The sequence below is a fragment of the Bradyrhizobium agreste genome (genome assembly GCF_016031625.1).
Taxonomy (GTDB): Bacteria; Pseudomonadota; Alphaproteobacteria; order Rhizobiales; family Xanthobacteraceae; genus Bradyrhizobium; species Bradyrhizobium agreste.
The window spans coordinates 41,553-62,201 of record NZ_JACCHP010000024.1; the positions used below are offsets into that span (position 1 = coordinate 41,553).

General features: G+C 65.1%; 23 protein-coding genes. 11 read left to right on the forward strand and 12 right to left on the reverse strand.

What is annotated here, in order from left to right; translation table 11 throughout:
* Nucleotides 1-162 precede the first annotated feature (162 nt).
* A complete protein-coding gene (locus tag HZZ13_RS29230; protein ID WP_197962977.1) occupies nucleotides 163-1,035 on the forward strand; it encodes a carbohydrate ABC transporter permease in 873 nt (290 codons plus the stop codon).
* Nucleotides 1,032-1,883, forward strand: a complete 852-nt coding sequence (locus HZZ13_RS29235; RefSeq protein ID WP_197962978.1) for a carbohydrate ABC transporter permease — start codon at nucleotides 1,032-1,034, stop codon at nucleotides 1,881-1,883. Before HZZ13_RS29230 ends, HZZ13_RS29235 begins: the two co-directional genes overlap by 4 nt.
* 91 nt (nucleotides 1,884-1,974) lie before the next feature.
* Here HZZ13_RS29235 and HZZ13_RS29240 read toward each other — a convergent pair whose 3' ends face one another.
* From HZZ13_RS29240 to HZZ13_RS29260, 5 genes are all read right to left on the reverse strand, one after another.
* Nucleotides 1,975-2,787 (reverse strand): ABC transporter permease, encoded by an 813-nt coding sequence (locus HZZ13_RS29240; protein WP_197962979.1) that lies wholly within the window; start codon nucleotides 2,785-2,787, stop codon nucleotides 1,975-1,977.
* Nucleotides 2,788-2,791: 4 nt separating this feature from the next.
* Nucleotides 2,792-3,706 carry an ABC transporter permease gene (locus HZZ13_RS29245; protein ID WP_197962980.1) on the reverse strand — a complete coding sequence of 305 codons (915 nt, stop codon included), beginning with the start codon at nucleotides 3,704-3,706 and terminating at the stop codon, nucleotides 2,792-2,794.
* Nucleotides 3,703-4,875: an ABC transporter ATP-binding protein gene (locus tag HZZ13_RS29250; protein WP_197963021.1), complete on the reverse strand. Its 1,173-nt coding sequence runs from the start codon at nucleotides 4,873-4,875 to the stop codon at nucleotides 3,703-3,705. The genes HZZ13_RS29245 and HZZ13_RS29250 overlap by 4 nt, the downstream gene beginning before the upstream one ends.
* Before the next feature lie 52 nt (nucleotides 4,876-4,927).
* Entirely contained in the window at nucleotides 4,928-6,406 is a 1,479-nt protein-coding gene (locus HZZ13_RS29255) for a glycerol-3-phosphate dehydrogenase (protein ID WP_197962981.1), read from the reverse strand.
* A gap of 137 nt (nucleotides 6,407-6,543) precedes the next feature.
* The gene (locus HZZ13_RS29260) at nucleotides 6,544-9,228 is read right to left on the reverse strand and encodes a sensor domain-containing protein (RefSeq protein WP_197962982.1); all 2,685 of its coding nucleotides are present in this window, start codon (nucleotides 9,226-9,228) and stop codon (nucleotides 6,544-6,546) included.
* A gap of 202 nt (nucleotides 9,229-9,430) precedes the next feature.
* Between HZZ13_RS29260 and HZZ13_RS29265 the strand changes: the two genes are divergently transcribed.
* Nucleotides 9,431-10,534: an NAD(P)/FAD-dependent oxidoreductase gene (locus tag HZZ13_RS29265; RefSeq protein WP_197962983.1), complete on the forward strand. Its 1,104-nt coding sequence runs from the start codon at nucleotides 9,431-9,433 to the stop codon at nucleotides 10,532-10,534.
* A gap of 158 nt (nucleotides 10,535-10,692) precedes the next feature.
* On the opposite strand, the gene HZZ13_RS29270 is transcribed toward HZZ13_RS29265, so the two are convergent.
* Nucleotides 10,693-10,875 carry a YdcH family protein gene (locus HZZ13_RS29270; RefSeq protein WP_008546178.1) on the reverse strand — a complete coding sequence of 61 codons (183 nt, stop codon included), beginning with the start codon at nucleotides 10,873-10,875 and terminating at the stop codon, nucleotides 10,693-10,695.
* A 330-nt stretch (nucleotides 10,876-11,205) separates the two neighbouring features.
* Between HZZ13_RS29270 and HZZ13_RS29275 the strand changes: the two genes are divergently transcribed.
* From HZZ13_RS29275 to HZZ13_RS29285, 3 genes are all read left to right on the forward strand, one after another.
* Nucleotides 11,206-11,412: a YdcH family protein gene (locus HZZ13_RS29275; RefSeq protein WP_197962984.1), complete on the forward strand. Its 207-nt coding sequence runs from the start codon at nucleotides 11,206-11,208 to the stop codon at nucleotides 11,410-11,412.
* A gap of 129 nt (nucleotides 11,413-11,541) precedes the next feature.
* Nucleotides 11,542-11,760 carry a hypothetical protein gene (locus tag HZZ13_RS29280; protein ID WP_197962985.1) on the forward strand — a complete coding sequence of 73 codons (219 nt, stop codon included), beginning with the start codon at nucleotides 11,542-11,544 and terminating at the stop codon, nucleotides 11,758-11,760.
* Nucleotides 11,761-11,877: 117 nt separating this feature from the next.
* Complete coding sequence (locus HZZ13_RS29285; protein WP_197962986.1) at nucleotides 11,878-12,129, forward strand: hypothetical protein; 252 nt, start codon at nucleotides 11,878-11,880, stop codon at nucleotides 12,127-12,129.
* Here HZZ13_RS29285 and HZZ13_RS29290 read toward each other — a convergent pair.
* A complete protein-coding gene (locus tag HZZ13_RS29290; protein ID WP_311972761.1) occupies nucleotides 12,126-12,779 on the reverse strand; it encodes a GGDEF domain-containing protein in 654 nt (217 codons plus the stop codon). The genes HZZ13_RS29285 and HZZ13_RS29290 overlap by 4 nt on opposite strands.
* On the opposite strand from HZZ13_RS29290, the gene HZZ13_RS37435 reads away from it, so the two are divergent.
* The 5 genes from HZZ13_RS37435 (at nucleotide 12,691) to HZZ13_RS29310 (ending at nucleotide 15,906) form a co-directional block, all read left to right on the forward strand.
* Nucleotides 12,691-12,879: a hypothetical protein gene (locus HZZ13_RS37435; RefSeq protein ID WP_311972763.1), complete on the forward strand. Its 189-nt coding sequence runs from the start codon at nucleotides 12,691-12,693 to the stop codon at nucleotides 12,877-12,879. The genes HZZ13_RS29290 and HZZ13_RS37435 overlap by 89 nt on opposite strands.
* A 93-nt stretch (nucleotides 12,880-12,972) precedes the next feature.
* Entirely contained in the window at nucleotides 12,973-13,461 is a 489-nt protein-coding gene (gene purE, locus HZZ13_RS29295; protein ID WP_197962988.1) for a 5-(carboxyamino)imidazole ribonucleotide mutase, read from the forward strand.
* Nucleotides 13,458-14,564 (forward strand): 5-(carboxyamino)imidazole ribonucleotide synthase, encoded by a 1,107-nt coding sequence (locus HZZ13_RS29300; RefSeq protein WP_197962989.1) that lies wholly within the window; start codon nucleotides 13,458-13,460, stop codon nucleotides 14,562-14,564. Before purE ends, HZZ13_RS29300 begins: the two co-directional genes overlap by 4 nt.
* 293 nt (nucleotides 14,565-14,857) lie before the next feature.
* A complete protein-coding gene (rpsU, locus tag HZZ13_RS29305; RefSeq protein ID WP_008546194.1) occupies nucleotides 14,858-15,154 on the forward strand; it encodes a 30S ribosomal protein S21 in 297 nt (98 codons plus the stop codon).
* Between the two features lie 101 nt (nucleotides 15,155-15,255).
* Nucleotides 15,256-15,906 (forward strand): tetratricopeptide repeat protein, encoded by a 651-nt coding sequence (locus tag HZZ13_RS29310; protein WP_197962990.1) that lies wholly within the window; start codon nucleotides 15,256-15,258, stop codon nucleotides 15,904-15,906.
* Nucleotides 15,907-15,927: 21 nt separating this feature from the next.
* Here the strand turns inward: HZZ13_RS29310 and HZZ13_RS29315 are convergent, their stop codons facing one another.
* The 5 genes from HZZ13_RS29315 to HZZ13_RS29335 all read right to left on the reverse strand — a co-directional run bounded on the left by HZZ13_RS29315 (nucleotide 15,928) and on the right by HZZ13_RS29335 (nucleotide 20,616).
* Nucleotides 15,928-16,851, reverse strand: coding sequence for a hypothetical protein (locus HZZ13_RS29315; RefSeq protein WP_197962991.1), 924 nt, complete (start codon nucleotides 16,849-16,851; stop codon nucleotides 15,928-15,930).
* Nucleotides 16,852-16,942: 91 nt separating this feature from the next.
* The gene (locus HZZ13_RS29320) at nucleotides 16,943-17,227 is read right to left on the reverse strand and encodes a cupin domain-containing protein (RefSeq protein WP_197962992.1); all 285 of its coding nucleotides are present in this window, start codon (nucleotides 17,225-17,227) and stop codon (nucleotides 16,943-16,945) included.
* A gap of 12 nt (nucleotides 17,228-17,239) precedes the next feature.
* Nucleotides 17,240-18,337 carry a calcium:cation antiporter gene (locus HZZ13_RS29325; RefSeq protein ID WP_197962993.1) on the reverse strand — a complete coding sequence of 366 codons (1,098 nt, stop codon included), beginning with the start codon at nucleotides 18,335-18,337 and terminating at the stop codon, nucleotides 17,240-17,242.
* Nucleotides 18,338-18,386: 49 nt separating this feature from the next.
* Entirely contained in the window at nucleotides 18,387-19,721 is a 1,335-nt protein-coding gene (locus HZZ13_RS29330; RefSeq protein WP_197963022.1) for a sodium:proton antiporter, read from the reverse strand.
* Between the two features lie 97 nt (nucleotides 19,722-19,818).
* Nucleotides 19,819-20,616: an alpha/beta hydrolase gene (locus tag HZZ13_RS29335; protein ID WP_197963023.1), complete on the reverse strand. Its 798-nt coding sequence runs from the start codon at nucleotides 20,614-20,616 to the stop codon at nucleotides 19,819-19,821.
* Nucleotides 20,617-20,649: the final 33 nt, after the last annotated feature.

The following is a 20,649-nucleotide window of genomic DNA, read 5'->3' on the forward strand; positions in this document are numbered from 1 at the left end:
GGGGAGAGGGTCGGGGTGAGGGCTCTATCCGCGAGTTGTGCGCGTCGTGAGTCCTGTACCCCCTCACCCGGATTGCGCCGGACGATGCTTCGCATCGCCGGGGCAATCCGACCTCTCCCCGCAAGCGGGGAGAGGTTTTAGATTTGAAAGAGTTTCGAAAGAATGGCGATCACGCTCTCTGGCGATCAGGCTATCCCCGGCCCGCCCCTGTCGTCGCGGCTGACCCCGGCGCAGGTCTGGGGCATCATCCTGCTCGCGCCCTATCTGCTGGTCTTCCTTGCGTTCGTCGTCTATCCCGTCTGCTACGGGCTGTGGCTGGCGCGCGACCCGTCGAACTATGTCGCACTGTACAACGACCCGATCTTCGCGCGCGCCGCCATCAACACGCTGATCTTCTTGATCATCGGCATCAACATCAAGATGCTGATCGCGCTGTTCCTGTCCGGCTTCTTCGCGCAGCAGCGCACCTGGATCAGATGGCTTTCGGTGATCTTCATCCTGCCGTGGGCGGTGCCGTCGATCCCGACCATCCTGTCGGTGCGATTCATGCTCAATCCCGAATGGGGCGTGGTCAACCACCTCATCTTCTCCTTCACCGGCGATGACGGCCCGAATTGGCTTAACGATCCGACTGTGGCGCTGGCCATGGCCATCGGCGTGCACATCTGGAAGTCGCTGCCGTTCTGGACTCTGATCCTGATCACCGGCCGTCTCGCGATCCCACACGACCTGTTCGAGGCCGCGGAGGTCGACGGCGCCAGCTGGTGGCAGAAATTCCGCTACATCACCTGGCCGTCGATGCAGACGCTCTACGTCACCTGCACGCTGCTCTCGATGATCTGGACGCTGGGCGATTTCAACAGCGTCTACCTGCTCACCGGCGGGGGACCTGCCGACCTCACACACGTGCTGGCGACGCTCGGCATCCGCTATCTCCGGCTCGACCAGCTCTCGCTCGCGATGGCATCCATCGTCTGTGCGATGCCGTTCGTCCTGCCACTGGTTTACTTCATGATGAAACGGTTGTCGCGATGAAGCTCCCCTCTCTCCGTGACGTCGCCACGGAAGCGCGGCTGCTGCTGATCGGCATTCCCGTCTTCCTGTGGACGATGATCCCGATCTACCACATGTTCCTGTTCGCGATCTCTCCGAAGGAGGACGCGTTCTCGGGCAAGCTGTGGCCGGACCATCCGACGCTGCACAACTTCGAGATCGTGTTCAAGCAGCAGCACTATTTCCTGCGCGATTTCTACGTCCAGTTCTGGAATTCGACGCTGATCGCGGTCTCTGTCGGCGTGCTGACGCTGCTCATCGCGACCGCAGCCGCGTTCTCGATCTCGCGGCTGAAGGTGCCGGGCGGACGCGCGGTGCTGAACCTCGCGCTGTTCACCTATTTCATTCCGGCGGCGTTCCTCGCGGTGCCGATGTATCGCACCATGGGCAATTACGGCCTGCTCAACAATCACTGGTCGCTGATCCTGGCCATGGTGACGATTGCGAGCCCCTACGCGATCTGGGTGCTGAAGCAGGCCTCGGACAAGCTGCCGGTGGAGCTGGACGAGGCCGCGGTGATGGACGGCGCCACCACGCTGCAGATCTTCCGCCTGGTCTACCTGCCGCTGATGATGCCCTCGCTGGTCGCGATCGGCACCTATGCCGTGCTGCTGGCCTGGAACGAATATCTCTACGCGTTCCTGCTGCTGTCGAACGACCGCGAGATCACCCTCCCCGTCGCGCTCGGCAACTTCCTCGCCGCCGACGACTCGCCGTGGGAGCTGCTGATGACCACCGGCTTCATCTACGCGCTGCCGCCGGCCGCGGTCTATTACGCCTTCCGCCGCTACATGGTGGGCGGGCTCACGGCGGGTGCGGTGAAGTCCTGATGGCAGTCATTCCGGGGCGCGCACAGCGCGAACCCGGAATCTCGAGATTCCGGGTTCGATGCTGCGCATCGCCCCGGAATGACACCTTGTGCTAAAGCGGCGCCGCGCTCTCGCCCTGCGAGCTCGACAGCTTCGAGGCGAGCGAGGCGATGACGATGACGACGGCGATCAGGGCGATCACCAGCGTGCAGATCGCGTTGATCTCGGGCTTCACGCCGAGCCGCACCTCCGAATAGATGCGGATCGGCAGCGTCGCCGAGCCCGGGCCGGTGGTGAAGCTCGCGATCACGAGATCGTCGAGCGACAGCGTGAACGCCAGCATCCAGCCGGCGACGATCGCCGGCGCGATCAGCGGCAGCGTCACGGCGACGAACGCTCGCACCGGATCGCAGCCGAGATCCATCGCCGCCTCCTCCAGCGAGCGATCGAGCGAGCCGAGGCGCGACTGCACGACCACCGCGACGAAGCACATGGTCAGCGTGGTGTGGGCGATCGTCACCGTCCAAAAACCGCGCTCGGCGTTCAGCGCGACGAACAGCAAGAGCAGCGACAATCCCGTTATCACCTCCGGCATCACCAGCGGGGCGTAGAGCATGCCCGAGAACAGTGTGCGGCCGCGAAATCGTTCACCGCGCGACAGCGCCACCGCTGCCAGGGTGCCGAGCAACGTCGCGATGGTCGCGGAGGCGACCGCGACCCGCAGGCTCATCCAGGCGGCCTCGATCATGGCGCGGTCATTGAAGAACTCATGATACCAGCGCAGCGACCAGCCGCCCCACACCGTCACCAGGCGCGAGGCGTTGAAGGAATAGAGCACGAGGATCAGGATCGGCAAATAGAGGAAGGCCAGCCCGAATGCCAGCGAGGCGATGTTGAAGCGGGACAGGCCGGAGACCTTGCGCATTGCGCTATCTTCCCTGTTCCAGCTGCCGCTTCTGCAGCCGCTCGTACAGCAAGAGCGGCACCAGCAGCACGACCAGCAGCACGATCGCCGCAGCGGAGGCAACCGGCCAGTCCTTGTTGGTGAAGAATTCGAGCCACAGGGTCTGGCCGATCATCAGCGCGTTGGAGCCGGCCAGAAGGTCGGGAATCACGAACTCGCCGACGATCGGGATGAAGCACAAGAGCACACCGGCGCCGACGCCGGGCAGCGACAGCGGGAAGGTGACGAGCCAGAACACCTGCCAGGGTGGCGCGCCGAGATCGGAGGCCGCCTCTTCCAGAGCCGGCTCCATCTTGGCGAGCGTCGCGTAGAGCGGCAGGATCATGAACGGCAAATAGGAATAGACGATGCCGATATACATCGCGGTATCGGTGGAGAGCCACACCACGGGCTGGCTGACCAGATGCAGCGCGAGCAGGATCTGGTTCAGCAAGCCGTCGTGCTGAAGGATGTTGATCCAGGCATAGATGCGGATCAGGAACGAGGTCCAGAACGGCACGATCACCAATACCATCGCCACCGCCTGCCAGCGCTTCGGCAGCCGCGCCATGCCGTAGGCGATGGGATAGCCGATCAGGAGCAGCAGCGCGGTGGCGGTGATGGCGACGGTGAGGCTGCGGACATAGGCAAAGACGTAAATGTCGTCGGAGCCGAGCAGCCTGAAATTGCCGACCGATAGCGCGGCAAAGGCCGCCTTCAGTGTGTCCCATCCGGCCGTCAGGTCGAACACCGGTTCATAGGGCGGCTGCGCAATCGCGGTCTGCGACAGGCTGATCTTGAGCACGAAGCCGAACGGCACCAGGAAGAACAGCACCATCCAGACATAGGGCGCGATCGCTGCGAAGCGCGCCGGCCTTGCGAAGATGCGGCGCGAGCTCATGATTGCAGCACCACGCAATCATCCGGCGTGAACCAGGCGACGACATGCTGGTTCAGGCCGTAGGCGTCGACGTCGAGCCGCGCGCTGTTGGCGACCGACGCCTGCAACGTCCCGCCGGTGTCGAGCTTCACCTTGTAGGTGGTGGTGCCGCCGAGATAGCAGATGTCGGCGATCACGCCGTCGAGGCTGTTGATCGCCGTCTCACGACCGGCCTCGCTGACCGGGCCGCGCCGCGACAGCTTGACCTTCTCGGGGCGAATCGCGACCGCCAGTTTTCCAGTGCCGACGGCCTCGCGCGGCTCGGCCACCACCAGCGTTCCCGCATCACGCGTGCCGATCACCAGACGATGACCGTCGCGCAACTTGGTCTCACCGTCGAACAGATTGACGTCGCCGACGAACTCGGCGATCCAGCGCGAGCGCGGCGCCTCGTAGAGCTCGCGGGGGCTCGCGACCTGGGCGAGCTTGCCTGATTTCATCACCCCGATTCTATCAGCCATCGTCATCGCCTCCTCCTGGTCGTGGGTGACGATGATGAAGGTCATGCCAAGCCGCCGCTGCAGCTCCATCAGCTCGGCCTGCGTGTTTTCGCGCAACTTTTTGTCGAGGGCTGCAAGAGGCTCGTCGAGCAGCAGGAGCTGCGGCCGGCGCGCCAGGGCGCGGGCCAGCGCCACGCGCTGGCGCTGACCGCCGGACAGCTGGTCCGGCTTGCGCTTTTCCAATCCTTCGAGCTTGACCAGCGCGACCATCTCCGCCACGCGCGTGGCGATGTCGGCACGCGGCATGCCGGCGCGCTTCAGGCCGAAGGCGATGTTGTCACGCACCGACAGATGCGGGAACAGCGCATAGTTCTGGAACATCATGTTGATCGGGCGCTCATGCGGCAGCGCCTGCGCGATGTCCTTGCCGCCGAGCAGGATGCGCCCCTCGTCCGGCGCCTCGAAGCCAGCGAGCATGCGCAAGAGCGTGGTCTTGCCGCAGCCGCTCGGGCCGAGCAGCGCGAAGAACTCACCGGCCTTGATATCGAGCGACACGCCGTCGACGGCGCGGAACGTGCCAAAGGTCTTGGCGACACCCTCGATGCGCAGCAGCGGCTGGCCGGCCGCCGGACATGCATCTCCGCCAGCCGGTTCAGCCGCAACGTTCGTTCCGGGCAATTCTTCCGCCATGATCCCTGCCAACCCCGATTCCGCCGCACGCTAGCGGCCGATCGTGTTTAGCTCAACCGGTTCGGGATGAATCGTTCACACCCGCCATGAACGCCGCCAGCGCCTCATGGTCCGCCGCGGCCATGGTCAGGCCCAGCTTGGAGCGCCGCCACAGAACGTCATCCGGAAAACGCGCCCATTCGCGGGTCATGAGATAGCGCACTTCGGCGCCGGTCAGTCCGGGGCCGAAGGCGGGGCCAAGCTCTTCGCGTGTCCTTGCTTCGCCGAGCACGGCCGGCAATCGCGAGCCATAGGCCGCGACCAGGCGCTGGGCTTCCGGCTCCGACAGAAATCGCCAGCGCTCGCGTGCAAGGTCGACCTCGGTGTCGAAACGGTCCCAGGCGAAATCTCCACCCGGCAGCGCTGCGCCGGCGGTCCAGGGCGGCGACATCGGGTAGAACGGCGTCAGCTTCGTCACCGCCCGCTCGGCGCGCCGGCGCGAGGTGGTGACGTCGCCGCCGAAGATCGTGATCAGCGGCGCCTTGCGCCGGCGCGCGTGGAACAGGGTTGTGCCCTCGCGTTGCCGCGCGGACGCCAGCCTCAAATTGACGCCGGAGACCGTCCGGACCACGTCGGTTGGGACCACCCGCTCGCGGAAGTAGCGGCTCGCCGCTTCGCAGAGATAAGAGACGTCGGCCCCTCGCATCGCCACGATAGCGGGATCGCCGGTGAACTCGTGCGTGACCGTGCCGATCAGCGTGAACGCGCGCTCGAACGGGCTTGCGAAGATCAGCCGGCCGTCGCTGTTCTGGAAGACGTAGACGTTATCTGAATCGAACAGCCTGGGCACGATGATCTGGCTCATCTGCACGGCCGTCACGGCGGGCTGCGGCTGGCGCAGGACCGTCTCCGCGACGATCGAGGTCCAGCCGCCACTGGTATTGGCCAACGCCCTTGCAGTGATGGAGCGGCGATGGCCGCGATCGACCACGGCGAGCCGCCAGATGTCGGTTCGGTCGGCGCGCACGCAGCGTGCCCCGGTCCAGATCGCCGCGCCGCGCTCGGCGGCGTCCAGCGCCGTGAGCACGACAAGGCGGGAATCGTCGACGATGCAGTCCGAATATTCGAACGCCGTGCCGAACGGGCGTTTCAGCGCATTGCCGACCGGGTGATGGGTGATGTCGAGGGTCGCCGAGCCGGGCAGGCCGCTCCGGCCCGCGAGGCCGTCATAGAGCAACAGGCCGGCGCGCAGCAGCCAGGGTGGACGCTCGTCGGCATGCGCAGGAATCACGAAACGCATCGGCCGAACCAGATGCGGTGCGATCCGGAGCCAGGTCCGGCGCTCGGCCAGGGCCCGGCGCACACGCCAGAAGCCACGGCGCTCCAGCGCCGAGAGATCGCCGTGGATCAGCCGCGGTGTGGCCGACGACGCCGCGCCTGCGAGATCGCCCTGCTCGAACAGGATCACCCGCAAGCCGCGGCCCGCCGCATCGCGGGCGATGCTGACGCCGTTCAGGCCGCCGCCGATGATCGCGAGGTCGTAGTCCGCCATGAAGCCGTCGAATGGGAGCGAAGCGCTCCCATCACTAGAGCCATTTCCGTTCCGATGAAATCGGAACGGTGGCTCGAGATTCATATTCTGACGCGTTTTCTTGACGCGAACCGGTGTCCACTTCGCTCGAAAACGCTCTAGCCGGTCTTAAGCGCAAGCTCCATGGCTTCGGCGCGGCCGACGAGCCCGGCATATTTGCCGATTGGCAAAGGCTTGCCGAGCAGATAGCCCTGCACACCGTCGCAGCCTTCGTTGGCGAGGAAGGCGAGCTGGTCGACCGTCTCGACGCCCTCGGCGATGATCGACATTTCGAGGCCGTGGCCCAGGTCAATGACGGCCCGCACGATCGCCGCCGATTGCGGGTTGCGGCCGAGATTGATGATGAATGCGCGGTCGATCTTGATCTTGTCGAACGGGAACGCCTGGAGGTAGCTCAGTGAGGAATAGCCGCTGCCGAAATCGTCCATGGAGATGCGCACGCCGAGCGCCTTCAGGCGGCGCAGCAGCGCAAGGCCCCTGTCGAAATCCTCGATCAGAACACCTTCAGTGATCTCGAGCTCGAGCCGGCCGGGTGCAAGGCCCGTCTCGATCAGGATCGAATGGACGAGCCCGACCACGTCGCCGTGCATGAACTGCGCCGGCGACAGATTGACCGCGACCTGCAGCGGCTTCGGCCAGGACGCCGCCTCGCGGCAGGCCTCGCGCAGGATCCACTCGCCCATCTCGACGATGAGGCCGCTCTCCTCGGCGATGGGAATGAATTCGGCCGGCGAAACCTGGCCGCGCACCGGATGCTGCCAGCGCGCGAGCGCCTCGAAGCCGATGATCTCGCTCTCGGCGACGCTGTGACCCGCGGCCCCCTGCGGCTGGAAGGCGAGCGATAGCTCGCCGTTCTTGACCGCCATGGAAAGGTCCTGGTGCAGCACGCGGCGGTCGCGGATCTGCTGGTCCATCTCGGGCTGGTAGAGGCTGATCGTGCCGCGCGACTTCTGCTTGGCGCGGAACAGCGCCGCGCCGGCATTGGCGAGCAGCGAGGCGCCATCGGTGCCATTGTGGGGGAAGACCGACATGCCCGTGGTGATGCCGGCGCGGACCGGCCGGCCGTCGATCTGGAAATCCTTCGCGACGGCTTCGCCGATCTGCTGCGCCAGCGCAAGGCCGGCCTCGGGCTGCTTACCGTCGATGATCAGGCCGAACTCGTCCCCTGACAGGCGCGCCACCACGCCGCCACGCGCGGAATCCTGGAGCCGATGGGCGACCTCGATCAGGAGCTTGTCGCCGAGCGCATGGCCGAAGACGTCGTTGACCTCCTTGAGGCCGTCGAGGTCGACGCAGAGCACGGCGAACTCCTCGTCGGTGCCCTCGCAAGCCTCGATCATCTGGGTCAGCGCCTGCAGGAAGGCGGCGCGATTCGGCAGATCGGTGAGGCCGTCGTGATAGGCCATGTGCGCCATGCGCGACTCGGTCTGCCGGCGATCGGTGACGTCCTCGTGGGTCTTGATCAGATATTGCGGCTCGCCGGCATCATTGACCACGGTGGCGCGGCGGGTGAGGAACAGCCGCAGGCCGTCCTTGGTGGAGATCGGATGCTCCTCGGTGATCATCCCGCGCTTCTTGATCGCGGCCTCGTCGCGCGCGACGATCAGCTTGGCTTCCTTGGCGTTGAAGATGTCGGACGCGGTCAGGCCGGTGGCTTCCTCGCGCCTGCGGTTGAGGATCGTCTCCGCGCTGCGATTGGCGAGCAGATAGCGGCCGTCCTTGACCTGCTCCACGATCAGCGCAACCGGGATGTTGTCGACCACGAGCTCGAGGAACTTCTTGGTGCTCTCCAGCTCCTCCGACAGCGAACGGCGGTCGGTGATGTCCTCGAACACGATGAGCAGAAATTCGGGCTTGTTGCTCTCGTTGCGGACCACGATCCGGATCGAGGCGACCATGCGCCGCGCACCGGCACGATCCACCTCGAACTCGTTGCGGTACTGGCCATCCGGTGAATTGAGCGCCGCCTGGTCGGCCGCCTCGATGCTGGCCGCCGAGCTCGGCGCGAACAGCTCCCGCGCGTTCCTGCCGACGGCGAAGTCCCGCGACAATCCCCAGAACTTCTCATAGGCGCTGTTGGCGAAGATGTAGCAGCCGTCCTCGATGTTCTTGGCCGCCACGCAGGCCGGCACATGGTCGAGCACCGATTCCAGGAATTGCTTGGTGGAGGCGAGCTGCCGCGACAGCCTGCGCTCCTCGCTGACGTCGAGATGGGTCGCCACCGAGCCACCGTTCGGCAGCACGAAATATTTCACCAGGATGGCACGCCCGTCGGGCAGCTCCGTGATCAGGCCGTTGGCGCTCGCCGCCTTCTGGTAAAATTCGTCGTCGGTGACGCCGAGCACTCCGCGCTCGCGGCGCAGCCTCAGGATGTCGTAGCCGGTCATGTTGGGCCGGAGGTCGGATCGCCTCAGGCCATAGATCTCGAGATAGCGGTCATTGCAGAAGATGATGCGGCGCTGCGCATCCGTCATCACCACGCCCTGGTTGAGATTGTTCATGGCGGAGGAGATGAAAACGTTGCGCCGCAGCTGCAAGCGCCTGGACCGGCGCAGTGCGGAATGGAGCCACAGCCCGATCGCGGCGAGGAACGAGCAGACCACGATGCCGGCGATCAGGGCCTCCCAGATCACGCCGGGATCAAGCCTGGCGAGATCGCGCGAAACGGCAAAGCTGTCCGATGCCGCAAAGGCGCGCGCAGGCGCGCCCGCACCGGCCAGGCATAGGAGGGCCTGCACAGCAATCGAAAGCGTGCTGCCCACGTGCCAGTTCTTCTCAGCCATCAGCCACCCGCGATTTCAACGTCGGATTGTCTGGCCTCGCGGGTTTGGATCGGGTAAACGCCTGTGGGAACAACAGAATAATGTCACGTGAAATACGGCAATTGCCCTGACATGATAAACGCCATCTTAACGGAAGCCCCGCCTGCGCCGCCGGTTCCGGGCCATGCGCCACCGGTGCTCCCAACGGGTATCCTGCACAACCATGGATAGGGTCGATTGCGTCGTCATCGGAGCCGGCGTGGTCGGGCTCGCGGTGGCCCGGAAGCTCACCCAGGCCGGGCGCGAGGTGATCGTGCTCGAGGAAGCCGAGGCGATCGGCACCGTCACCTCCTCGCGCAACAGCGAGGTGATCCATGCCGGCATCTACTACCGGGCCGGGAGCTGGATGGCGCGCATGTGCGTGGCCGGCAAGCACGCCCTGTACCGCTACTGCGCCGAGCGCGGCATCCCGCACAGGAATTGCGGCAAGCTGATCGTCGCGACCAGCCCGAATGAGACCGAGAAGCTGCAATCGATCAAGGCGCATGCCGAGGCCAACGGCGTGCTCGACATGCAGCTGCTCTCGGGCGAGGCCGCACGCGCGCTGGAGCCGGCGCTCGCCTGCGACGCCGCGCTGCTGTCACCTTCGACGGGCATCATCGACAGCCACGCCTACATGCTCTCGCTGCGCGGCGAAGCCGAGGACGCCGGCGCGGCTTTCGCGTTCCACACCCCGCTGATCCGGGCCAAGTCGGCCGCGGGCTTCATCGAGATCGATGCCGGCGGCGAGGCACCGATGACGCTGCAATGCAGCCTCCTCGTCAACGCCGCGGGGCTGTCGGCGACGCATGTGGCGCGCAACATCGACGGCATGCCGCTGGACCGGATTCCGCCGGCCTATCTCGCCAAGGGAAACTACTTCAGCTGCAACGCCAAGGCGCCGTTCTCGCGCCTGATCTACCCGGTGCCCGAGCCCGGCGGCTTGGGGGTGCACCTGACGCTGGACATGGCAGGACAGGCGCGCTTCGGGCCTGACGTCGAATGGATCGAGACGATCAACTACGAGGTCGATCCCTCACGCGCCGAGCGCTTCTATCCGGCGATCCGCAAATACTGGCCGACGCTGCCTGACGGCGCGCTGATGCCGAGCTATTCCGGCATCCGCCCGAAGATCGTGCCGCCGGCCGTGGCCACGCAGGATTTCTTGATGCAGGGCCCGCGCGATCACGGCGTTGCGGGCCTGATCAATCTGTTCGGTATCGAATCGCCGGGACTGACGTCCTCGCTCGCGATCGCCGATCACGTCGCCGAGCTCGCAGACATCTAGAGCGTTTCGAAACGCGGACAGATGCGTCAAGACCACGCGTGCAAACAAGCGCCGCGCAAACGTCTTGCCCGGTAGCACATCCTTGCAGCAGGGATGAGCACGAATGCTATCATCCCTGCGTGAAGGACGTGATCAACTCTACACTGTCATGGGGGTTACTAGTGGAGCGTGTCGCCCGATTGCTTCAGACGCTCGATCTGGTCCTTGACCATCAACTTCCGGCGCTTCAACTCAACAATTTGCAGGTCGTCTGTTGAAAGGTGCACGAGAGCTTCGTGCAATTCGTTTTCGAGAAGTTTGTGCTTCCGTTCCAATTCAACCAGATGTGCCTGAATTGTCATTCGAAACCTCCTCGGTAGGGTTGAACCTTTAGGATTCGATCCGGACGCCCAAGTCTACATCACCGATTCGTCCTGTCGATGGGTATCCGTCGTCGCAGCGTCATTTTTGAAAGTTGATATGTAAGGAAGCGTGACCAAGGGAACCACGCCGGAAAAATCCATGATATCAATGCGCCGGCGCAACGCCGCAGCCCCTCGCAGAAATATGTTGCGGGAGATCGGCGACGAGGGATCGCAGATCGCTTGCGATCACGCGGCGCAAGGACGATAATTTCCACAGGGCATCCATAGCCCGGATCTCACGCCTATCGGTTTTCGGCCACCGCAGACATGACCAATGAAGATGAGCGTGAGCTCGGAGCCGAGCTCACCCGGTTGCAGCAGGAACACCGAGATCTCGATGCGGCGATCGATGCGTTGCATCAATCGCCCGCCCCCGACCTGTTGCGGTTACAGCGGCTGAAGAAGCGCAAGCTGTTGTTGCGCGACCGCATCGCGTTTATCGAAGACCAGATTACCCCCGACATCATCGCCTGACTGTGAGCCGGCATTCGCCGCCGCTCACCAGATGAATCCGCTTGACTCAATAAGAACAAAAGAGGAACATTCCCGCGCGCCCCAACACCTCAGAGAACGCCCGAGCACGAGACCACGAGGACAACGCAGATGTCGGCAACCGCCCTTCTCGACCACAGCCATTATGAACAAGCCTGCGATCAGGCGATCGCGATGTGCGACGGCAATCTGCGCAGCACGATCAAGGCGTTGATCATGGCCAACGAATATCTGGAAGCCGAGCTGGAGGAATTGCAGGCGGCGATTTCCGCGGGCTGCATTCCGGAGAGCTCGCGCAGCAACATGCGGAGCAAGAGCAGCGCCGCTTGATTTTCAAAGCGCGAAGAGGTCGCGCTTTGGTTCAAGCATGATCTTGTCGGAAAAACCGCTTCACACTGCGCTGACGCGGTTCCTCGGGTCCGGATCATGCTCCATCGGAGCAACGCCATGTCGGATGTGACCTATTACGTTGCAATGCCCTTTCTGCTCGATAACGACGGATCACCCGTCGCAGGCGCGGCAGAGGAATGTCAATCCTCGACGGCGGCGCTGCGACGCGCCGAGATTCTGGCGCGCGGCGCCGGCCATATCGGCGCGGTCGCGTTCAGCCGCAGCGGCGATCCCATGACGGGCGAGTTCGGCGACGCGACGCTGCTGCGCAAGTTCGGCAATGTGCCGGAAGATCTTGCGACGCTCTAGCGCTCGCTGCCGACCAGCCTGATCCGCGGTTCGTGCCGGCGGTGCGCCTTGCGCACATACATGGCGGCATCCGCCTCCTCCAGGGCGCGGCCTGCCGCGGAATGCGGACCGAGCAGGGCGACGCCCGCCGAGGCGCCCGCGGTCACGTGCTGGCTGCGAAAGACGAAGGACAGTTCGTCGATCGCCTGCTCCAAGGCCGCGGCCTTCGCCTTGGCATCGGTCTCGCTGATATTCCAGAGCAGCAGCGCGAACTCGTCGCCCCCGAGCCGGCCGACCACGTCGGAGGCGCGCACCTGTCGCGTCAGCGTGGCGACGATCGCCTTGAGCACCTCATCGCCGGCGGCATGACCGAAGGAATCGTTGATCGGCTTCAGCCGATCGACGTCGAGCACGACCAGCGCCCCGCTGGCGCGGTAGCGCTTCATATAGGCGATGGCGCGCACGAGCTCGCGCTCGAAACCGCGCCGGTTGGGAATCCCGAGCAGGAAATCGGTGTCGGCGGCCGCCTCGAGCTCCGAGATCCGCAGCAGGGCTGCCTTGAGCTTGCTCCTGAGGCCGCGGATGATCGCCTTGTCATCGGCAGCCGGCACGCTGCGCAAGGCCGGTTTGGCCGCGCGACTCGAAACGGCTTTGGATCGGCGGGCGCTGATGTTCCGGCCCTTTCTGGCCTTCGCAGGGCTCGCCCTTTTCGGTTTCTTCATGGGCATCCTGCTCAATGAAGGCTTGCGGGGATTCACCAAGACAGGATAGTGGATTCCCTTCTCCTTGCCACCGCCTTGCGAGCCGCCGGCCGGAATCGTTAATCTGGCCTATCTCTCTGTTTTTCTGGGCACAATTGACGTCATGACCGCGCCGATCGCCATCATCATGGGAAGCCAGTCGGACTGGGACACGATGCGGCACGCCGCCGACACGCTTGACGCGCTCGGCATTGCTGCCGACAGCCGCATCGTCTCGGCCCACCGCACGCCCGACCGGCTGTTCGCATTCGCCAAGGGCGCCAAGGCCGCGGGTTACAAGGTCATCATCGCCGGCGCTGGTGGCGCGGCCCATCTGCCCGGCATGGCGGCGGCGCTGACGGAACTCCCCGTCTTCGGCGTTCCCGTCGAATCCAAGACGCTCAAGGGCGTCGATTCGCTCTATTCGATCGTGCAGATGCCCGCAGGCATCCCGGTCGGCACCCTCGCCATCGGCAAGGCCGGCGCCATCAATGCCGCGCTGCTGGCGGCCGCCGTGCTCGCATTGTCCGATCCGGCCCTGTCGGATCGCCTCGCCGCCTGGCGCAAGGCGCAGACCGAGGCGGTCGCCGAGCGCCCGGAGGGCAAGGCGTGACGGACAGCAGGCAAGTGAAGCTGAAGCCCGGCGACACCATCGGAATCCTCGGCGGCGGACAATTGGGCCGGATGCTGGCCATGGCCGCGGCGCGGCTCGGCCTGCGCTGCCAGGTGTTCTCACCCGATCCGGATTCGCCGGCCTTCGACGTCGTGCTGAACGCGACCTGCGCTGAATATGCCGACGTCGAGGCGCTCGAATTGTTCGCGCATGATGTCGACGTCATCACCTACGAATTCGAGAACGTGCCGGCGGCAGCGGCGCTGGTGCTGGACGCGCGCCGCCCGGTGCTGCCCAACCGCAAGGTTCTCGAGACCACCCAGGACCGGCTCGCCGAGAAGGATTTCGTGACCAAGCTCGGGATCGGTACTGCCGCCTATGCCGACGTCACCTCCGTCTCCTCGCTGCGCGAGGCGATCGCCAGGATCGGCCTTCCAGCGGTGCTGAAAACCCGCCGCTTCGGCTATGACGGCAAGGGCCAGGCCATCATTCGCGAGGGCGACGACATCGCCAAAGTGTGGACCAGCCTCGCCACCAAATCGGCGATCCTGGAGGCCTTCGTGCCCTACGAGCGCGAGATCTCCGTGATCGCCGCGCGCGCGGCCACGGGCGAGGTCGAGTGCTTCGACGTCACCGAGAACGAGCACCGCGACCACATCCTGAAGATATCGCGTGCGCCCGCGTCGATCCCTGATGCGCTCGCAGCGGAGGCGCGCAACGTTGCGAGCAAGATCGCAACCGCGCTCGACTATGTCGGCGTGCTCGCGGTCGAGATGTTCGTTCTTGCCAACGGCACCGGGCCGAAGGTGCTGGTGAACGAGATCGCGCCACGCGTGCACAATTCCGGGCACTGGACGCTCGACGGCGCCTCCGTCTCGCAGTTCGAGCAGCACATCCGCGCCATTGCCGGCTGGCCGCTCGGCAAGCCGGTGCGCCACGGCGAGGTCGTCACCATGACCAACCTGATTGGCGACGAAATCAACGATTACGAAAAGTGGCTCGGCGTGCCGGGCGCGACCGTGCACATCTACGGCAAGGGCGCGCCGCGCCCCGGCCGCAAGATGGGGCACGTGACCGAAGTTAGGCCGCCCCTGGACAAGTGACGGGATCACAGCAAAGGCTGCGTCCGGCCTGGTCCATGTCGCGTCTCCCCTGATTTTCGGCGCAAAGCGTCCGAGATCGGCCCGTCCGCGGCGCCAAACCACCCGATCAGGGGCCGCACGGGGCCATTTTTGCCGCATTTAATGGCCGAACTTGGCTCGAAAACCCGCTTGGCCGGTGGACATCCGCGGTTTTGTCTGATACATCCGCGCGCTCAAGGTTAAGGGCTTGCGCGTTTCGCCATCCCCTTTGACTTACCAGAATTCAAATCCGATCCACCTGAAGAGGATGCCGCGTGCAGGTTCTCGTTCGCGATAACAATGTTGATCAAGCCCTCAAGGCGCTGAAGAAGAAGATGCAGCGCGAGGGAATTTTCCGCGAGATGAAGCTCCGCGGTCATTACGAGAAGCCCTCCGAGAAGAAGGCCCGCGAAAAGGCCGAAGCCGTGCGCCGCGCACGCAAGCTGGCCCGCAAGAAGCTGCAGCGCGAAGGCCTGCTGCCGATGAAGCCGAAGCCGGTGTTCGGCGCCGGCCCGGGCGGTGATCGCGGCGGTCGCGGCGGCCCCGGTGCAGGTCCGCGCGGACCGCGCTGAACCGATTCAGCAAGACCTTAGTTTTCGATGACGCGGGCCCCAGGCCCGCGTTATTGTTTTGAGGATTTGTCGGAGCAAGCTCTAGCGCGAGCGAACCGTAGATGGCCTCCCCTTTCCCTCAGCGCGGCTTTGCGCGACGGCGCCGGATCTGGCAGCCGCCGCTCGCGGCGGCGTTGACGGGAATCGCACTGTGCGGCTGCTCGTTCGATCTGGGATCGCTGATGCCGGAAAAGGACAAGCCGCAGGAGGCCCCCAAGGCCGCCGCGCCGGCCGAGAGCGCAGTGAGCGCCGGCAACGTCACCGAAGCCCAGACCCATACGGCGAAGGCTCAGTCCCTGGCGAAGTCAGGCGAGACCGCGGCAGCGCTCGACGAGTTCAATCGCGCGGTCGGCCTCGATCCCTACAATGCGCAGGCGCTCTATGGCCGCGCCCTGATCTACCAGGGCAACAACCAGCACGACTTCGCGATTGCCGATTTCAGCGCCGCCAGCGGACTCAACCCGCAAAAGGCCGAGCCGCTGCTCGGCCGCGCCAACAGCTATCTGGCGCTCGGCAAGGTCAAGGAGGCCGCAGCCGATCTCGATGAAGCCTCCGCGGCCGATCCGCACAATGCCCAGGTCTGGACGGCGCGCGGACAGGCCTATGAGCGCCTGGGCGACAAGGCCAAGGCGGCCGCGTCCTACACCAAGGCGGTTGCGCTTCGCCCACGCGATGAAGCCGCCCGCAGCGGTCTCGCCCGCGTCGGCGGCTGACGGTGCGCGGCCTTAGTCGTTCTAGTCGGGCGTGGCGCTCTTGGGCAGAACGGCGTTGAACATCGACTTCATGCCCGACAGCATCTCGTCGGCCACATTGGTCTTCTTCGGCCGCGGCATGGCGGCGCCCGCGTCGGCACGCAGGTCGAGCGGCGGCGCGATGACCGGCACGGGAATGTCGGCCGGCGGCGTCACCCGATTCGGATCGTCGTTGCCGATCGAGGCCGTATAGGGCGGATTGGAGCCCGCATTGCCATAGGCCTCGGGCGACGGCGTCGAGACATTGATCGGCGGCGGCAGCGGGCGGACCGGAGACGGCTCCACATTCACGACCCGCGGGGCCTCCGGCGTGCGGGCGGCATCCCGCACCGCAGGCTCAGCCGTCCGATCGGCCGGCTTGGCATCCGGGGCGCGAGCCTCGGTCGGCTTGGTTTCGGACGATCTCGCCTCGGCAGCCTTGCCCTCAGGCGACTTGCGCAGGCGCTCGATCGCCGCACGCGCCAGATCGTTGGCGTCGGGAGTCGCGGCCGGGGAAGCCGCCGTCGGGGCCGAATTGGCCTCAACCACGGGAGCGGATGCTGCCGGTGCGGATTTCGCCGCGGCCTTGTCGCGGGCAGAAGGACGGCCGCGTGGGCCGGTCTCAGCGGGAGCCACGTCTGCAGCCTTGGTCTCGGCGGCCGGCGGGTGATCGGCCGGCTTCTCGGCTGCCGCCTTGTCGGTCACGCTCTTCTCGGGGATGCCCTTGGCCTTGACGCCGGGGGCGGGAAGCTTGGCGGTATCGGTCGGCTTGCCGTCGCTGCCGGCCTGGGCAGGCGCGGTCAGGGCGGCTGGGGTGTCGGCGGCCGGCTTGGCGTTGATGTAATGATTGACGATGTAAGCCCCGATGATCGTCGCGAGCACCGAGGGGAAAATATCCATCGAAATTTTTGCGAGGTATTTCAGCATTCCGACCACTCCCCGCGCGACCTGATGCGGGAACTTTAGGGCATTGTGAGGGATCAACTGCGACGGATCGATGGCAAACGGCGGCGAGACCCTAGCGTTTCAGCTCAATTTCAAGGAACACGATCTCAGTTGAGGTTTCGTTAAGTACGTTATGCTGGACGCCGGCCTTGCGGAAATAGGATTTCCCGGCGGCAAGCTGCGCCTTGGACCGCTCGCCATTGGGGGCCACGATGGTCATTTCGCCGGCGGCGACCGGAACGATCACATAGTCCATTCCGTGGGTGTGATGGCCGGTCGCGCTGCCGGGGGCAAGCCGCCATTCGGTCACCCGGACTTCTTCGTTGTCGATCTGGACCTCGGACTTGGCGGCAAGCACTGGGAGCTCCTTCTAGGGCACGAAAACCATGAACACGTAGACGGCAAATACCACCATATGCACCAGGCCGAACAGGACATTGGTCCTGCCCGTGCCGAAGGTCAGCATGCTCAGGAAGAAGGTCAGCAACAAGAGCACGCTGCCCTGGGCGCTGAGGCCGAGCTCGAGCTCCTTGTCGAGCGCGTAGGTGGCGACTCCGACGGCGGGAATCGTCAGGCCGATGGTCGCCAGCGAGGAGCCGAGGGCGAGATTGATGCTCTTCTGGAGGTCGTTCCTGCGCGCCGCCGCGACGGCCGCAACGCCCTCGGGCATCAGGATCAGCACCGCGACCAAAAGGCCGGCAAAGGCCGGCGGCGCGCCGATCCTGGCGCCCACGGCATCCACCACCAGCGAGAATTTCTTGGCGAGCAGCACGACCGCCAGAAGCGAGATCAGGAGCAGCACCACGGTGAGCGCGAGTGCCCCTGCCGACACATGCGCCGCCCCGCCCTCGCCCTCCGCACGTTCATGCACGAAGTAATCCTTGTGCAGGACGGTCTGGGTGTAGAGAAACACCGCATAGAGCGCCAGCGTGACCACGTCGACGAAGCCGAGCTGGACCGCCGAATAAACCGGCCCAGGCGTGGTGGTGGTGTAGTTCGGCATGATCAGCGTGATGGTCGCGAGCGCGAACAGGACGCTGAGATAGACGTTGGCGCCGGAGAGCTGAAAGCCCTGCTCGCGATAGCGCAGGCCGCCGATGAAGATGCAGAGCCCGACCAGGCCGTTGCAGACGATCATGACCACGGCGAACACGGTGTCGCGGGCCAGTGCCGGGGCAGGCTTGTCGCCCAGCATGATCGTGGTGATCAGCGCGACCTCGATGATGGTCACCGAGAGCGTCAGCACCAGCGTGCCATAGGGTTCGCCGACCCGCTCTGCGATCACTTCGGCATGATGAACCGCGGCGAACACCGTGCCGAACAGGATGACCAGGAGGACGACGGCGAAGGCGAGCCCGCCAAACGACAGCGTGAACATATAACCCGTCGCGCTGACGGCTGCGAACAACAGCACGGCCAGCGCCGGGAAGATCCAGGCCGACCGGGGCATCGCACGATATGCGCTCATCGACTGCTTCCAGTTGCTGGAATGAGCAGTAGCAAATCAAGCGCGAGATTCAATGCCAATGCAGGATCGGGGCGAGCGGGAGGAACGTCAGCAGCAGGAAAAGCGGGATCAGCACGGCGCCTGCGCGCAGGAAATAGCCGAAGAAGCTCGGCATCCCGATGCCATTCTCGCTGGCAATGCTGCTCACCATGAAGTTCGGCGCGTTGCCGATATAGGTGAGCGCTCCCATGTAGACGGCCCCCATGGAGATCGAGGCGAGCGTGCCCGAGAGCTCGTGCATCAGCACCTGCGGGTCGCCGCCGGCGAGCTCGAAGAACAACAGATATGTCGGCGCATTGTCGAGGAACGCCGACATCAGGCCGGTGAACCAGAAATAGGCGGCCTCGCGCGGTGCGCCGTTCGGCTCCGTCACGGCCGACAGCAGCCAGGCGAACGCACCGTGATGGCCGGCATTGAGCATGGCAATGACCGGGATGATGGCGACAAAGATCCCTGCGAACAGTTTGGCGACCTCGCGGATCGGCTCCCAGGTGAAGCCGTTGGCCTGCCTGTGCTCATCGGGCGTCAGCCACACCGACAGCGCCGCAATCGCCAGCAGCACCAGATTGCGGACGACGTCCTCCAGCTCCAGTCTGGTGCCGAGAATATCGACCGCAATGCCGGGCTTCCACATCGCCGAGGCGAGCAGGCTGACGACGATGGCCGCGATCAGCACCAGATTGACGATGCCGCGGATGCGGACCGGCTGCGCGGGGCCGGTGTCATCGGGCGGCGGCTCGCTCCGGAAGCGCCGGACATCGATCGCGGCGAAGATCGCAAGCAGCAGCCCGGCCACGATCGCAGTCTGCAACCAGATGGTCCGCGTGGTCCAGAAGAAGTCAACGCCATGCAAGAAGCCGACGTACAGCGGGGGATCGCCAAGCGGGCTCAGCGCGCCGCCGACATTCGCAACCAGGATGATGAAGAAGATCACAACATGAGTGTTGTGGCGCCGCAGCCGGTTGGCGCGGACCAGGGGGCGGATCAGGATCATCGCGGCACCCGTGGTGCCGACGACGCTCGCCCCGAACGTGCCGAGCGCGAGGATGCCGACATTCGCCGCCGGCGTGCCCTTGATGTCGCCCGTAATAAGAATGCCGCCGGCCACGACATAGAGCGCGAACAGCAGCACGATGAAGCCGAGATATTCGGCGATCATGGCATGGACCAGCGCCGCCAGTGTCGCCATGCCGCCGGCGAAGACGACGAGCGAAGCGAGCGCCAGCAGCGACCAGGCAGCGGTGATCCTGCCGTAATGGTGATGCCAGATCTTTGGGAACAGCAGCGGCCCCAGAGCGATCGACAGCAACAAGCCGGCAAAGGGCAGCGCGTAGGGCCAGCGCATCGCCGCACCGTCGAGCCCGGTCGCCGCAAGCGCATTCTGCGGCAGAAGCGTCAAGCAGGAGACAGCGAGTGCTGGAATGTACCGTTGAGCCAAGCCGTCAGCCGCCAATGAAGCCTCTCGCCGTTTCGATCGCGCCATATTGATCGAGATTGTCGTGCCCGCCGCCCTCCATGCGAGCGAACCGCTTGGGCTCGCGGGCGAGTGCGAACAGACGCTCTCCGAAGACAATCGAAATGACAAGGTCATTGGTGCCATGCATGACGAGCAGCGGCACCGTGACGCGCGATATGCGCTGGACCGAATGGAATGGATCGCGCATCAGAAGGCGGACCGGAACGAACCAGAACGATGACGCCGCAATGTCGGCCGTCGACGTATAGGGCGCCTCCAGGATGAGTTTTCCAATGCGATGCTCCGAGGCGAGCGCGACCGCGACGCCCGTCCCGAGCGAAAAGCCCCAGGCGACGATTCGTTCCGCCGCATAACGCGCGGTCGTGAACGCGTAGGCCGCGGCAGCGTCGCGCAGCAGGCCTTGTTCGCTCGGCATCCCGCTCGAGCCGCCATAGCCGCGATAGGACAGCGCAACGAGCCCGGTGCCGTCGGCAGTCATCGCCTTGAAACGGCTGACGCGGCCGGCGAGAAAATCGCCATTGCCGTGGAAGTACAGGATCACGGAACGACCGGGCTTGGCGGGCACGTGCCAGACGATGACCTGCTCGCCATCGGACGTGGTCAGGACATGCTCTTCGGCCTCGGGAAGGCCCGCAGCATCCGGTGCGGTGCGGCCGACGGGCGGGATCGGAAACAACATCTCGCGCTGGCGGACGTACAGCACGACGAGACCGGCGCAATAGACGGTCACGAGCACGATGGCGATCCACTTGACGATGCTCATCATTGCGCGGCCCGTTCCTCGATTGAGACTAGG